Annotated in this window: 13 protein-coding genes; 4 read left to right on the plus strand and 9 right to left on the minus strand. The window is 72.3% G+C overall.

Annotation, left to right across the window (positions count from 1 at the left end; translation table 11 throughout):
* Positions 1-214 precede the first annotated feature (214 nt).
* Entirely contained in the window at positions 215-883 is a 669-nt protein-coding gene (locus tag ACVV2G_RS19555; protein WP_453844022.1) for a phosphatase PAP2 family protein, read from the plus strand.
* On the opposite strand, the gene ACVV2G_RS19560 is transcribed toward ACVV2G_RS19555, so the two are convergent.
* The 7 genes from ACVV2G_RS19560 to ACVV2G_RS19590 all read right to left on the minus strand — a co-directional run bounded on the left by ACVV2G_RS19560 (position 852) and on the right by ACVV2G_RS19590 (position 8,660).
* A complete protein-coding gene (locus ACVV2G_RS19560; protein ID WP_453844023.1) occupies positions 852-1,310 on the minus strand; it encodes a hypothetical protein in 459 nt (152 codons plus the stop codon). The genes ACVV2G_RS19555 and ACVV2G_RS19560 overlap by 32 nt on opposite strands.
* A gap of 140 nt (positions 1,311-1,450) precedes the next feature.
* A complete protein-coding gene (locus ACVV2G_RS19565; protein ID WP_453844024.1) occupies positions 1,451-2,878 on the minus strand; it encodes an NAD(P)/FAD-dependent oxidoreductase in 1,428 nt (475 codons plus the stop codon).
* Positions 2,879-2,913: 35 nt separating this feature from the next.
* Positions 2,914-3,714, minus strand: a complete 801-nt coding sequence (locus ACVV2G_RS19570) for an ABC transporter permease (protein WP_453844025.1) — start codon at positions 3,712-3,714, stop codon at positions 2,914-2,916.
* Positions 3,715-4,644 carry an ABC transporter permease gene (locus ACVV2G_RS19575; RefSeq protein WP_453844026.1) on the minus strand — a complete coding sequence of 310 codons (930 nt, stop codon included), beginning with the start codon at positions 4,642-4,644 and terminating at the stop codon, positions 3,715-3,717.
* On the minus strand, positions 4,644-5,813 hold the full coding sequence (locus ACVV2G_RS19580) for an ABC transporter ATP-binding protein (RefSeq protein ID WP_453844133.1): 1,170 nt from the start codon (positions 5,811-5,813) through the stop codon (positions 4,644-4,646). Before ACVV2G_RS19580 ends, ACVV2G_RS19575 begins: the two co-directional genes overlap by 1 nt.
* 5 nt (positions 5,814-5,818) lie before the next feature.
* A complete protein-coding gene (locus ACVV2G_RS19585) occupies positions 5,819-7,066 on the minus strand; it encodes a polyamine ABC transporter substrate-binding protein (RefSeq protein ID WP_453844027.1) in 1,248 nt (415 codons plus the stop codon).
* 55 nt (positions 7,067-7,121) lie between these two features.
* Positions 7,122-8,660 carry a gamma-aminobutyraldehyde dehydrogenase gene (locus tag ACVV2G_RS19590; protein ID WP_453844028.1) on the minus strand — a complete coding sequence of 513 codons (1,539 nt, stop codon included), beginning with the start codon at positions 8,658-8,660 and terminating at the stop codon, positions 7,122-7,124.
* Positions 8,661-8,863: 203 nt separating this feature from the next.
* On the opposite strand from ACVV2G_RS19590, the gene ybiA reads away from it, so the two are divergent.
* On the plus strand, positions 8,864-9,460 hold the full coding sequence (gene ybiA / locus ACVV2G_RS19595; RefSeq protein ID WP_453844029.1) for a riboflavin biosynthesis intermediates N-glycosidase: 597 nt from the start codon (positions 8,864-8,866) through the stop codon (positions 9,458-9,460).
* 284 nt (positions 9,461-9,744) lie between these two features.
* Here ybiA and ACVV2G_RS19600 read toward each other — a convergent pair whose 3' ends face one another.
* Positions 9,745-10,188 (minus strand): DUF4190 domain-containing protein, encoded by a 444-nt coding sequence (locus tag ACVV2G_RS19600; RefSeq protein WP_453844030.1) that lies wholly within the window; start codon positions 10,186-10,188, stop codon positions 9,745-9,747.
* A 135-nt stretch (positions 10,189-10,323) separates the two neighbouring features.
* Positions 10,324-10,989 carry a DUF4190 domain-containing protein gene (locus tag ACVV2G_RS19605; RefSeq protein WP_453844031.1) on the minus strand — a complete coding sequence of 222 codons (666 nt, stop codon included), beginning with the start codon at positions 10,987-10,989 and terminating at the stop codon, positions 10,324-10,326.
* 157 nt (positions 10,990-11,146) lie between these two features.
* Here ACVV2G_RS19605 and ACVV2G_RS19610 point away from each other — a divergent pair, with 157 nt between their 5' ends.
* Both ACVV2G_RS19610 and ACVV2G_RS19615 read left to right on the plus strand, forming a co-directional pair.
* Entirely contained in the window at positions 11,147-12,208 is a 1,062-nt protein-coding gene (locus tag ACVV2G_RS19610; protein WP_453844032.1) for an adenosine deaminase, read from the plus strand.
* Positions 12,209-12,222: 14 nt separating this feature from the next.
* The gene (locus ACVV2G_RS19615; protein WP_453844033.1) at positions 12,223-12,963 is read left to right on the plus strand and encodes a glycerophosphodiester phosphodiesterase; all 741 of its coding nucleotides are present in this window, start codon (positions 12,223-12,225) and stop codon (positions 12,961-12,963) included.
* Positions 12,964-13,099 lie beyond the last annotated feature (136 nt).

A 13,099-nucleotide genomic window follows, 5' to 3' on the forward strand; every position in this document is an offset into this window, starting at 1 on the left:
GTTCCGGTCAGGACGGCCGCCCCGGCACCGGGGACGGTGGTTCACCGAAGGGCCGGCACACTCCCCCCCTTGCGCCGGCCCTTCGGTGCGTCCGGTCGCCGCAGCCCGAGCGGAGAGCCGGGCGGGGGTCTTCCGCGCCCGCCTTCCCGCGCCGTTCGGGTGCTCTGCACGGGCGGCGAGACCATCCTCCGGCGGGCCTGCGAAGCTGGGCGTCATGCCGGTCCTCCCCCCTCGCGCGCTGCCCCCGCTGCTCGTACTGCCCGTCCTCCTCTTCGCCCTGATCACCTGGCAGGTCCTCGCCGACGGCCCGCTGATCGGCGTGGACGAGCGGCTGAGCAGGGCCCTCGTCCACCCCGACCGGCTCTCCGAACTGCTGGCCGACCTGGGCAACGTGCAGGTGGCCGTGCCCGTCCTCGTCCTCGCGCTGGCGTACGTCGCGTGGCACGGGCGTGCCGGTGGCGCGGACCGCTGGTGGCGGCCGCCCCTGGCGGGGGCCCTGGCGATGGTCCTGGTGCCGGCGCTGGTCGCCCCGCTGAAGGAGTGGACCGACCGGCCCGGCACCCCGGCCGTTCCTCCGGCCGTCGGCTACTACCCCTCCGGCCACACCGCCACCGCGGTCGTCGCGTACGGCGCGGCGACGCTGCTGCTCCTCGGGCCGCTGCGCTCGCCGGCCCTGCGCCGTGTCCTCGTCGCGCTCTGCGCGGTCCTCGTCCTCGCCGCCTCCTACGGGCTGGTGCGGCGGGGCTACCACTGGCCGCTGGACGTGGTGGCCGGCTGGTGCCTGGGGGCGGTGCTGCTGGCCGGGGTCGCGCTGACGGCCGGCCTGAGCCGGCGCCCGCCGCGGCTCGGGCTCAGCCCCCGCTCTCCTCGTCCGCGAGAGTAGCCGCCGCCTCGTGCATCGCCAGTTCGAGGAGCGCGGGATCGGTGAGGGTGCCGGCCCCGTCGGGCGGGACGAGCCAGCGGATTCCCCCGGACGACGGGCCTCCCGGGTGCGGCACCACGATCCAGGTGCCGGGCCCGGCCGTCCGGACGCCGGTGCCCACCCAGCGGGCCGCCGTGCCGGCCGGCACGAAGAAGCCCGTGCGCGCGTCGCCGAAGTCGGCGAGCACCGGGCCGGGCCGGCCCAGGAAGCGGGAGAGCACGTCGAGGGTCGGGCGGCCGAGCCTGCTCGGCAGGATGAGCACGTCCCAGGCCTTGCCTGCGGGCAGCAGCGCCACCCCCAGGGGGTTGCGCCGCCACTCGCTCAGACAGGACTCGGGATCCGGTGCGGCGGATGCCAGCCACGCGACCGCCGTCTTCGCCCCAGGCATGTGGGGACCTCCCTCTCACTCGTGGACGCGGATGCGTCACGAGGGAGAGGGAGGACCCCGGCGGGCATTACGCGGGTCCGGGCGACTCGTTGGGGTGAACCGGGCCATACGGGCGGTGGCACCGCCGCGCCGGCTGCGCGCTAGCTGTCGAAGCCGAGCCCCAGCCTGTCCATCGTCCGCAGCCACGCGTTGCGCCGGCCGCCGTGCGCGTCCGCGCGGGCCAGCGACCACTTGGTGAGCGCGATGCCGGTCCAGGCGAAGGGCTCGGGCGGGAACGGCAGCGGCTTGCTGCGGACCATCTCCAGTACGGTGCGCTCGGTACGCTCCCCCGACAGCAGGTCGAGCATCACCTCGGCGCCGAACCGGGTGGCCCCGACGCCGAGGCCGGTGTACCCGGCCGCGTAGGCCACCCTGCCCCGGTGGGCGGTGCCGAAGAACGCCGAGAAGCGCGAGCAGGTGTCGATCGCACCGCCCCAGGCGTGCGTGAAGCGGACGCCCGCCAGCTGCGGGAAGCAGGTGAAGAAGTGCCCGGCGAGCTTGGCGTAGGTCTCGGGGCGGTCGTCGTACTCGGCGCGCACCCGGCCGCCGTACGGGTAGACCGCGTCGTAGCCGCCCCACAGGACGCGGTTGTCGGCGGACAGCCGGAAGTAGTGGAACTGGTTGGCGCTGTCGCCGAGGCCCTGCCGGTTCCTCCAGCCGACCGAGGCCAGTTGCTCCGGGGTGAGCGGCTCGGTCATCAGGGCGTAGTCGTAGACCGGGACGGTGTACGGGCGCACCCGCTTGACCAGGCTGGGGAAGACGTTGGTGCCGAGCGCGACCGTGCGGGCCCGGACCCCTCCGTACGGGGTGCGCACGGCCATGCCGGCGCCGTGGGGCCGCAGGGTGAGCGCCGGGGTGTGCTCGAAGACGCGGACGCCGAGTTTCAGGCAGGCGCGCTTGAGGCCCCAGGCGAGCTTGGCGGGGTTGACCATGGCCACGCCCCGGCGGTCGTGCAGTCCCGCCCGGAAGGTGGGTGAGTCGACCTGCTCCCGGACGGCCTCGGCGTCCAGGTACTCGACGCCGTCGGCGAGGCCCCGGGCGCGGATCTCCTCGTACCAGTCCTTCAGCTCCCGGGCCTGGTAGTCCTCGGTCGCGACGTCGATCTCGCCGGTGCGCTCGAAGTCGCAGTCGAGGCGGTGCCGGGCGACCGCCGCCTCGATCTCGTCGAGGTTGCGGGCGCCCAGTTCCGCCAGCCGGTGGATCTCGTCCGGCCAGCGGGTGAGGCCGTTGGACAGGCCGTGGGTGAGGGAGGCGGCGCAGAAACCGCCGTTGCGGCCGGAGGCGGCCCAGCCCACCTCGCGGCCCTCCAGCAGCACCACGTCCCGGCCCGGGTCGCGCTCCTTGGCGATCAGCGCGGTCCACAGTCCGCTGTAACCGCCGCCGACGACCAGCAGGTCGCAGGTCTCGGGGCCGGTGAGGGCGGGCTCGGGACGGGGGCGGCCGGGGTCGTCCAGCCAGTACGCGACGGGCTGGGCGTCGCAGAGGGATCTCGTCCAGTCGTTGCTACGGCTCATGGCGCTCGCGGCCATGATTTCAACTCCCTACGGATGCCTTGCTCAGTGCGTCACGCCTTGCGGCGGTTGCGGCGGTTGCCGACGGCCATGGAGGCCAGGACGAACAGCACGGCGATGACGAACATGGCCGTACCGACGACGTTGATCTGCACGGGCGTGCCGCGCTGGGCCGACCCCCAGACGAACATGGGGAAGGTGACGGTGGAACCCGCGTTGAAGTTGGTGATGATGAAGTCGTCGAAGGAGAGCGCGAAGGCGAGCAGCGCGCCGGCGGCGATCCCGGGGGCGGCGATGGGGAGGGTGACCCGGACGAAGGTCTGGACGGGACCGGCGTACAGGTCCTGTGCCGCCTGTTCCAGCCTCGGGTCCATCGACATCACGCGCGCCTTGACGGCCGTGACGACGAAGCTGAGGCAGAACATGATGTGGGCGATCAGGACCGTCCAGAAGCCCAGCCGGGCGCCCATGTTGAGGAACAGGGTGAGCAGCGAGGCGGCCATCACGACCTCGGGCATCGCCATCGGCAGGAAGATCAGCGAGCTGACGGCGCCGCGGGCGCGGAAGCGGTAGCGGACCAGCGCGAAGGCGATCGCCGTGCCCAGCGCGGTGGCGCCGAGCGTCGCCCAGAAGGCGATCTGGAGGCTCAGCGACAGGGAGCCGCACAGCCCGGCGACGCCGCACGGGTCCTCCCAGGCGTCGGTGGAGAACTGCTGCCATGCGTAGTTGAAGCGCCCGTTCGGTCTGTTGAACGAGAACACCGTGACGACGATGTTGGGCAGCAGGAGGTAGGCGAGTGTCAGCAGTCCGGCGATCACGACCAGATTGCGCTTGAACCAGTTGACGAAGGTCATTCAGACCAGATCCTCCGTGCCGGACTTGCGGATGTAGACGGTGACCATGGCGAGGATCGCGGCCATCAGGACGAAGGAGAGCGCCGCCGCCGTCGGGTAGTCCAGCACCCGCAGGAACTGGGACTGGATCACGTTGCCGATCATTCCGGTGTCGGCCGAGCCGAGCAGGGAGGCGTTGACGTAGTCGCCGGTCGCCGGGATGAAGGTGAGCAGCGTCCCGGAGACGACGCCGGGCATCGACAGCGGGAAGGTGACCTTGCGGAAGACCGTGGACGGTGTGGCGTACAGGTCGCCCGCCGCCTCGTGCAGTCGTCCGTCGATGCGCTCCAGCGACGTGTACAGCGGCAGGATCATGAAGGGCAGGAAGTTGTAGGTCAGACCGCAGACCACGGCGAGCGGCGTGGCCAGCACGCGGTCGCCGGCCGTCCAGCCGAGCCAGCCGGTGACGTCCAGGACGTGCAGCGTGTTCAGGGCGCCGACGACCGGGCCGCCGTCCGCGAGGATCGTCTTCCAGGCCAGGGTGCGGATCAGGAAGCTGGTGAAGAACGGCGCGATCACCAGGATCATGATCAGGTTCCGCCAGCGGCCCGCCCGGAAGGCGATCAGGTAGGCGAGCGGGTAACCGAGCAGCAGGCACAGCACGGTCGCGGCGGCGGCGTAGGCGACCGAGCGCAGGAACTGCGGCCAGTACTCGGCCACCGCTTCCCAGTAGGTCATGAAGTGCCAGGTGACCTTGTAGCCCTCCTCCAGCGAGCCCGTCTGCACGGACGTGGAGGCCTGGTAGACCATCGGCGCCGCGAAGAAGACGAGCAGCCACAGCAGGCCGGGCAGCAGCAGCCAGTACGGCGTCCAGCGGCCCCTCCTGCGCGGGGGCTTCTTCCCGGGTGCGGGCGGGGAGAGCGGTGGCGGCGCCTCGGTGAGGGTGGACATCAGGCGGCCTCTCCCTCGGCCACGCCCGCGTCGATGGCCTGGGCCGCGTCCAGACCGAAGGTGTGCGCCGGGTTCCAGTGCAGGACGACGTCGGCGCCGGGGGCGAGTCGGGCGTCGCGGTCGATGTTCTGGGCGTACACCTCGAACCCGGGGCAGGCCGCGCAGTCGACCACGTACTGGGTGGAGACGCCGATGAAACTGGTGCTGCGGATCGTGCCGGTGACGCGGTTGCGGCCTTCGGGGACGGAGCCGGCGTCGTCCGCGTGGGCGATGCCGATCTTCTCCGGGCGCACGCCGACCAGGACCCTGCCGCCGGGCCGGGCCGGGGCGGAGCAGCGGGCGCCGGGCAGGACCAGCCTGTCGCCGGCCGCCTTCACCACGACGTCGTCACCGCTGCGGGTGTCGACCTCGGCCCCGATCAGGTTGGAGGTGCCCAGGAAGTTGGCGACGAAGGTGGTCCGCGGGTTCTCGTACAGGTCGGCGGGGTCGCCGAGCTGCTCGACGCGGCCCCCGTTCATCACGGCGACCTGGTCGGCCATCGTCATGGCCTCCTCCTGGTCGTGCGTGACGTGCACGAAGGTGATGCCGACCTCGGTCTGGATGCGCTTGAGCTCCAGCTGCATCTGGCGGCGCAGCTTGAGGTCGAGGGCGCCGAGCGGTTCGTCGAGGAGCAGCACCTTGGGGTGGTTGATCAGAGCGCGGGCGACCGCGACGCGCTGCTGCTGGCCGCCGGAGAGCTGGTGCGGTTTCCTGCGGGCCTGCTCACCGAGCTGGACGAGGTCGAGCATCTCCCCGACCTGCTTCTTCACGCCCTTGATGCCGCGCCGGCGCAGACCGAAGGCGACGTTCTCGAAGATGTCGAGGTGCGGGAAGAGGGCGTAGGACTGGAAGACCGTGTTGACCGGCCGCCTGTACGGCGGGAGCGCGGTCACGTCCTGGTCGCCGAGGTGCACGGTGCCGGCGCTGGGCTCCTCCAGTCCGGCGATCATGCGCAGGGTGGTGGTCTTGCCGCAGCCGGAGGCGCCGAGCAGGGCGAAGAAGGAGCCCTGCGGCACGGTCAGGTCGAGCGGGTGCACGGCGGTGAAGGAGCCGTAGGTCTTGCTGATGCCGGACAGGCGGACGTCGCCGCCGCGCTCCGTCGCGTCCGGCCGGGCCTTGGTCGTATGCATCGTCGTCACGCCCCAGTGAGCTTCGCGAACTTCTCTTCGTAGGCCGTCTCTTCCTTCGGGCTCAGTGAGCGGAAGGCGTGGGACTTGGCCTGCATGGCCTGGTCGGGAATGATCAGCGGGTTGTTCGCCGCGTCCTCGTCGATCTTCGCGAGTTCGTCCCGCACGCCGTCCACGGGACAGACGTAGTTGATGTAGGCGGCGAGCTGCGCGGCCGGACCCGGCTCGTAGTAGTGGTCCATGAGCCGCTCGGCGTTGGTCTTGTGCCGGGCCCTGTTGGGGACCAGCATGTTGTCGCTGGACGTGAGGTATCCGCTGTCCGGGATGAGGAAGTCGACGTCCGGGTTGTCCGCCTTGAGCTGGACGACGTCCCCGGCCCAGGCGAGGCAGGCCGCGAAGTCGCCCTTGCTGATGTCGGAGGTGTAGTCGTTGCCGGTGAAGCGGCGGATCTGGCCGCGGTCGACGCCCTTCTGGAGGCGGGCGATCGCGGCGTCGTAGTCGTCGTCGGTGAAGCGCTCCGGGCTCTTGCCCATGTCGAGCAGCACCGTCCCGACGGTGTCGCGCATTTCGGTCAGGAAGCCGACACGGCCCTTGAGCTTCGGGTTGTCGAGCAGGTCGGAGACGGTCCGCACCTCGACGCCGTCCAGCGCCTTCCTGTTGTAGGCGATGACGGTCGAGATGCCCTGCCACGGGTACGAGTAGGCGCGGCCCGGGTCCCAGTCCGGGTTGCGGAACTGCGGGGACAGGTTGGCGAAGGCGTGCGGCAGGTGGGACGGGTCCAGCTTCTGGACCCAGCCGAGGCGGATCAGGCGGGCGGCCAGCCAGTCGGTCAGGACGATGATGTCGCGGCCGGTCTCCTGGCCCGCGGTCAGCTGCGGCTGGATCTTGCCGAAGAACTCGTTGTTGTCGTTGATGTCCTCGGTGTACGTGACCTTGATGCCGGTCCGCCGGGTGAACGCGTCCAGCGTCGGGTGCCGCTTGCCGCTGTCGTCGATGTCCATGTACTCGGTCCAGTTGGAGAAGGAGACCTCCTTCTCCCTCTCGGACCGGTCCTCGGAGGAGACCCCGCCTCCGCTCTTGCCGGCCGGGGGGATGCCGCAGGCGCTCAGCGTTCCGAGGCCGCCGGCCGCGAGCGCGCCGCCTGTGGAGGCGCGCAGCAGTGAGCGGCGGGTGAGGGCGGCCCTGCCGCTGGTGAAACTGCGCCGCATGGCGGCCGCTCGGGCCGGTGACAGGCGGTCGGGCTCGTACTGCTCCATGCGCGTGGTTGCCCTTTCGGGTGGGTCGGCCGTGGTCGGCGGCCTTCTGTGATGACTACCGGTCCCCGAAGACGGTGCGGTGCCAGTCCTTGGCCGCCACCGCGGTGTTGTCGAACATGACGTGTTTGACCTGCGTGTACTCCTCGAAGGAGTAGGCGGACAGGTCCTTGCCGAAGCCGGACGCCTGGTATCCGCCGTGCGGCATCTCGCTGATGATCGGGATGTGGTCGTTGATCCACACGCAGCCCGCCTTGATCTCGCGGGTGGCGCGGTGGGCGCGGTACACGTCCCGGCTCCAGGCGGAGGCGGCGAGCCCGTACGGCGTGTCGTTGGCGAGCCGGATGCCCTCGTCGTCGCTGTCGAAGGGCAGCACGACCAGGACCGGCCCGAAGATCTCGGACTGGACGACCTCGCTGTCCTGCGGGGCGTCGGCGATGAGGGTGGGCCGGTAGTAGGCGCCGCTCTCGAACTGCCGGCCCCGGGGTGCCTCACCGCCGGTCACCACGCGCGCGTAGGAGCGCGCCCGGTCGACGAAGCCGGCGACCCGGTCGCGCTGGACGTGGCTGACCAGGGGGCCGAGGTCGGTGCCCGGGGCGAAGGGGTCGCCGACCCGGACGGTGTCCATGAGGGCGGCGGTCCTCTCGACGAACGCCTCGTACAGGGGCCGCTGTACGTAGGCGCGCGTGGCGGCCGTGCAGTCCTGGCCGGTGTTGATGAGCGCGCCCGCGACCGCGCCGTTGACGGCGGCGTCCAGGTCGGCGTCGTCGAAGACGAGGAAGGGCGCCTTGCCGCCGAGTTCCAGGTGCAGGCGCTTGACGGTGGCCGTGGCGACCTCGGCGACGCGCTTGCCGACGGCGGTGGAGCCGGTGAAGGAGGTCATCGCCACGTCCGGGTGCCCGACCAGGTGCTCGCCGGCCTCCCGTCCGGTGCCGGTGACGATGTTGATCACGCCGTCCGGGATGCCGGCGCCGGTCGCCGCCCGGGCGAACATCAGGGAGGTCAGGGGGGTGGTCTCGGCGGGCTTCAGCACGATGGTGTTGCCCGCGGCGATCGCCGGGAGGATCTTCCAGGCGGCCATCTGGAGGGGGTAGTTCCAGGGCGCGACGGACCCGACGACGCCGATCGGCTCGCGGCGGACGTACGAGGTGTGGTCGCCCGAGTACTCCCCCGCCGACTGGCCCTGGAGATGCCGGGCGGCACCGGCGAAGAAGGCCGCGTTGTCGACGGTGCCCGGCACGTCGAACTCGCGGGTCAGCTTCAGCGGCTTCCCGCACTGCAGGGACTCCGCGCGGGCGAAGTCCTCGGCGCGGTCGGCGAGCACCTCGGCGAAGCGGTGCAGCGCGTCGGAGCGCTCGCCCGGCGTGGCGCCGGACCAGCCGGGGAACGCCTGGCGTGCGGCGGCGACGGCCGCATCGACGTCGTCGGGACCGGCCAGGTCGTACGTCAGGACGTCCTCGCCGGTCGCCGGGTCGACGACGGTGTGGGTGCGCCCGGACGTGCCCTTCGTCAGACGGCCCGCGATGTACTGGGCCCCGTCCGCGAAGCGGTCCCGCGCCGGGAATCGGTCCGGGGTGGCGTTGCCCGGGTGATGCATGTCGGCTCTCCTCGGTCTCCCCTGTGACGGGGGCCGGCGTGGCTCAGGCTCGATGTGAGTGCCGATCCTGACAGAGCACTAGGCCTCCAACAAGTGATTCCGTTGTTGCCATTTGGTTACGCAACGGAATCTGTCGACCAGGTGTCGAGTCTCCACGGAAAAGGACGGACGGAGTGTCCGTGGCGCGTGCCAGACTCGCGTGTATGGAGAGGCTCACGGGGGCGGGGGAGCGCGGAGCGGTGGAGGTCGTCGGTGACAGGGAAGCGCTGCTCGGGCGGGTCCGGGCGGGCGCGCGGACGAAGTATCTCTGCTTCTGGGGGCACCGGCCGCTCCCGGACGGCCGGATCGGGCCGAGCTGTCTGAGCCAGTGGTGGCCGTCCCCGTTCACCGTGGCCGGGGTGGAGTACGCGACGGCCGAGCACTGGATGATGGCCGGCAAGGCCCGGCTCTTCGGGGACCCGGAGGCCGAGCGCCGGGCGCTGGCCGCGGCACATCCCGCCGAGGCCAAGAAGGCCGGGCGGCTGGTGCGCGGCTTCGACGAGGCGGTCTGGCAGCGGGAGCGGTTCCGGATCGTCGTCGAGGGCAGCGTCCACAAGTTCGCCTCGGACCCGGCGCTGCGCGCCTTCCTGCTGGGCACCGGTGAACGGGTGCTGGTGGAGGCCAGCCCCGTGGACCGGGTCTGGGGCATCGGCCTCACCGCGGACGACGCGGCGGCGACGGACCCGGAGCGGTGGCGGGGGGCGAATCTGCTGGGCTTCGCGCTGATGGCGGCGCGGGAGCGGTTGAGACGGAGCCGTTGAGACAAAGCGGTTGAGACGGAGTGGTTGAGACGCAGCCGTCAAAACGGGGGCCGTCGAGACCAAGCGGCCGAGACGGAACCGTCAATACCAAGCCGTACCAAGCCGTCGATACCGAGCGGTCGGGACGGAGGGGTTGGGACGGGGAGGTCGAGACCGGGCGGCCGAGACGGAGCGGTCGAGGGGCGCAGCGCTCGAAGGGGCGGCCCGGAGGCGGCCCCTTCGACGACTGCCGGCCGCGTCGCTCCGCGGGCGCCGGCTGCCGGGCGGCTACGCCATGGCCGCGCTCAGGCGAGGCTCATCAGGCTCGCGAAGGCAAGGAAGCCGAGCAGCGGCAGGATCACGGTGGCCGTGATGCCGAGGACCAGGCCGGCGGTCGCGGCCCCCTTGTTGGTCGCCTCGCCCCGGACCGCCCTTCCCCGGCCGACCGCGCCGAAGATGATCGCCAGGATGCCCAGGACCACACCGAAGAACCAGAGGAAGAAGGTCAGGCTGCACACCGTGCCGATGATGCCCAGCACCAGCCCCGTGGTTCCCATGCCGTTGCGCGGCTGCATCGGCATGCCGTACCCGGGAGCCTGGGGGTAGCCGGCCGGCGGGGCGGCCGGGTACGCCGGGCCCTGGTGCGGGAAGCCGTACCCCGGCGCGGACTGCTGCGGATACGCGTATCCCCCGGCGGGCGGCTGCGCCGGCGGCCCGAAACCACCGGGGCCGGGATTCGTGTGCGACATGAACTGCTCTCCCCTCGTTGGAGCTTGACATCGTAGAGGAGGGCCCGAGGGGCGGACGTCCGGCGCGGGCAGCCCCCGCGCAGGCGGCCCTCAAGGAGGCGGGCCCCAGGGAGGCAGTCCCCCGCGGACGTCGTTTCAGCTCTGCGCCGGCACGGAGACCGGCACCGGGCGCGAGATGCCGTAGTAGGGGTCCTCGTAGTCCGAGTCGCTGTTGATCGCGGCGACGATGCCGACGGCGAGCAGCACGATCACCGCGATGCCGAGAACGATGCCGACGATGCCCATGACGAACCCGGCCTGCGCCTGCCCGTGGTTGCTCGCCAGGCCCTCCTCGGCCCTGCGGCGCCCCTTGATCCCGAAGACCACGGCGAGGACGCCGAGCACCAGGGAGACCACGCCGTACAGGCAGAAGAGGCAGCAGGCGAGGATGCCCAGCACCATCGCCGCGGTGCCCATGCCGTTCTGCGGAGCCGCCGGAACGCCGGGCCAGCCGTAGCCCTGCGGGTACCCGGGGTAGCCGTACCCGCCGGGGGCTCCGGGGCCGCCGGGCGCGACCGGCGGAGGCGGCACCGCGTTCTCGGCCGCCCCGAAGACGGGCGACGGCATCGAGGCGATCGTGGCCTGGTCGTGCACGGACGGGGGCGGGGCGGACGGCGGCGGCTGCCAGGGCGGTACCGCGCCGGCGGGTCGTGCCGGCGACGCGGCGTCATGGCCCTTGTCCAGCGACGGCCTGCTCCCCGGGGGCGCCCACGGGTCGTGGGCACCGTTGGCGTCCCCGCCCGGCTGTGTCGCGTCCGTCATGTCGTGTCCCCCTGGGTCGTTCGTGCCCGCCATGGTACGGTCCCGGGCCGTCCGGCGTGAGACCGGCCTACGATGATCCCCGAACCACCGATCAGCCGATCACCCGCGTCCCGCCACCGCCCCGCGCGGCCCGGGACGCCGTTCCGGGGAGGAACCCTTGACCGAGCACCTCGTCGACCCCGCCGTCCCGCGCGACCTGCGCGCCTTCATCTCCGGACTGCCCAAGGCCGAACTGCACGTCCACCACGTCGGTTCCGCCTCCCCGCGCATCGTCTCCGAACTCGCCGCGCGCCACCCCGGCTCCAGGGTCCCCGCCGATCCCGCTGCGCTGGTCGACTACTTCCAGTTCACGGACTTCGCGCACTTCATCGAGGTGTACCTGTCCGTCGTCGACCTGATTCGCACCCCGGAGGACGTGCGGCTGCTGACGTACGAGGTGGCCCGGGACATGGCCCGCCAGCAGGTGCGGTACGCCGAGCTGACCATCACCCCGTTCTCCTCCACCCGGCGCGGCATCGACGCGCACGCCTTCATGGACGCGATCGAGGACGCCCGCAAGGCGGCAGAGTCCGAGTTCGGGACCGTGCTGCGCTGGTGCTTCGACATTCCGGGCGAGGCCGGCCTGGAGGCCGCCGAGGAGACGACGCGGCTCGCCACCGACGACCGGCTGCGCCCCGACGGCCTGGTCTCCTTCGGACTCGGCGGGCCCGAGATCGGTGTCGGACGGCCGCAGTTCAAGCCGTACTTCGACCGGGCGATCGCCGCCGGGCTGCACTCGGTGCCGCACGCCGGCGAGACCACCGGCCCCCGGACGGTGTGGGACGCCCTCACCGACCTGCGCGCCGAGCGCATCGGACACGGCACCAGCTCCGCCCGGGACCCGGAACTGCTGGCGCACCTCGCCGAGCACCGCATCCCGCTGGAGGTGTGCCCGACCTCGAACATCGCCACCCGCGCGGTGCGCACCCTGGACGAGCACCCGATCAGGGAGTTCACGCGCGCCGGGGTCCTGGTGACCGTCAACTCCGACGACCCGCCGATGTTCGGCACCGACCTCAACAACGAGTACGCCGTCGCCGCCCGCCTCCTCGGCCTCGACGAACGAGGGATCGCCGACCTGGCGAAGAACGCGGTCGAGGCGTCGTTCCTCGACGCGCCGGGCAAGGCACGGATCAGGGACGAGATCGACACGTACACCGCCGCCCGGCTCGCCTCCTGAGAGCGGCCACCACCATGAACCCCCTGCGCGACGTGACCGCCGTGGCCCACCGCGGCGACCCTTACCGGTACCGCGAGAACACGATCGGCTCACTGCGCTCCGCGCTCGCCCGCGGCGCGGACGCGGTCGAGACCGACGTACGCCTCACCCGGGACGGCGTGCCCGTGCTGCTGCACGACGCGACGCTCAAGCGGCTGTGGCGGCACGACCGGCCGCTGCGCTCCCTGTCGGCCGACGAGGTGCGCGCTCTGACGGCGGGCGGGGTGCCGACGCTCGCGGAGGCGCTCGCCGCGACCGGCGGCAGCCGGCTGATGCTCGACCTGCCGGGCGGCCCGGACGAGCGGGCGGTCCGGCGCGTCGTGGACGTCGTCCGCGAGTGCGGGGCCGAGGACCGCGTGTACTACACCGCGGGGGCCTCGGCCATGCTCGCCGTACGTGCCGCCGACCCCGCCGCCGAGATCGCCCTGACCTGGACGACGGCGGCGCCGCCCCGGCCCGCGCTGCTCGCGGCGGTGCGGCCGCGGTGGCTCAACTACCGGTTCGGGCTGGTGGACCGGGCGCTGGCCGAACGCGTCCACGGCGACGGCTGCCTGCTGTCCGTGTGGACGCCCGACACCCGGCGCTCCATGCGCCGGCTGATCGCGCTGGGCGCCGACTCGGTCACGACCAACCGCGTCGACGTGCTGTGTGCCCTGCGGGAGCTCGGTGGCCCCCCTTCCGCGGGGGCGGTCCCGCGCGACTCCCGTCGCCGATAGGCGACCTGCCCAGGCCAGGACGGGACGGGCCGTGCGGGGCCGCGGCTCCGGCCCCGGCCCCGGTTCCGTGCGCGGAGCGGGTCCCGGAGGGAGAGCGAGGGCGCCCTCGGGAGCGGGCAGGGCGGAGCATCCCGCG

This window comes from Streptomyces sp. JK94 (assembly GCF_053613315.1).

Bases quoted from the DNA above. Each gene is read 5' to 3' on its own strand.
- ACVV2G_RS19555 (WP_453844022.1), top strand. From the start codon at position 215: ATGCCGGTCCTCCCCCCTCGCGCGCTGCCCCCGCTGCTCGTACTGCCC.
- ACVV2G_RS19560 (WP_453844023.1), bottom strand. From the start codon at position 1,310: ATGCCTGGGGCGAAGACGGCGGTCGCGTGGCTGGCATCCGCCGCACCG.
- ACVV2G_RS19565 (WP_453844024.1), bottom strand. From the start codon at position 2,878: ATGGCCGCGAGCGCCATGAGCCGTAGCAACGACTGGACGAGATCCCTC.
- ACVV2G_RS19570 (WP_453844025.1), bottom strand. From the start codon at position 3,714: ATGACCTTCGTCAACTGGTTCAAGCGCAATCTGGTCGTGATCGCCGGA.
- ACVV2G_RS19575 (WP_453844026.1), bottom strand. From the start codon at position 4,644: ATGTCCACCCTCACCGAGGCGCCGCCACCGCTCTCCCCGCCCGCACCC.
- ACVV2G_RS19580 (WP_453844133.1), bottom strand. From the start codon at position 5,813: ATGCATACGACCAAGGCCCGGCCGGACGCGACGGAGCGCGGCGGCGAC.
- ACVV2G_RS19585 (WP_453844027.1), bottom strand. From the start codon at position 7,066: ATGGAGCAGTACGAGCCCGACCGCCTGTCACCGGCCCGAGCGGCCGCC.
- ACVV2G_RS19590 (WP_453844028.1), bottom strand. From the start codon at position 8,660: ATGCATCACCCGGGCAACGCCACCCCGGACCGATTCCCGGCGCGGGAC.
- ybiA (WP_453844029.1), top strand. From the start codon at position 8,864: ATGGAGAGGCTCACGGGGGCGGGGGAGCGCGGAGCGGTGGAGGTCGTC.
- ACVV2G_RS19600 (WP_453844030.1), bottom strand. From the start codon at position 10,188: ATGTCGCACACGAATCCCGGCCCCGGTGGTTTCGGGCCGCCGGCGCAG.
- ACVV2G_RS19605 (WP_453844031.1), bottom strand. From the start codon at position 10,989: ATGACGGACGCGACACAGCCGGGCGGGGACGCCAACGGTGCCCACGAC.
- ACVV2G_RS19615 (WP_453844033.1), top strand. From the start codon at position 12,223: ATGAACCCCCTGCGCGACGTGACCGCCGTGGCCCACCGCGGCGACCCT.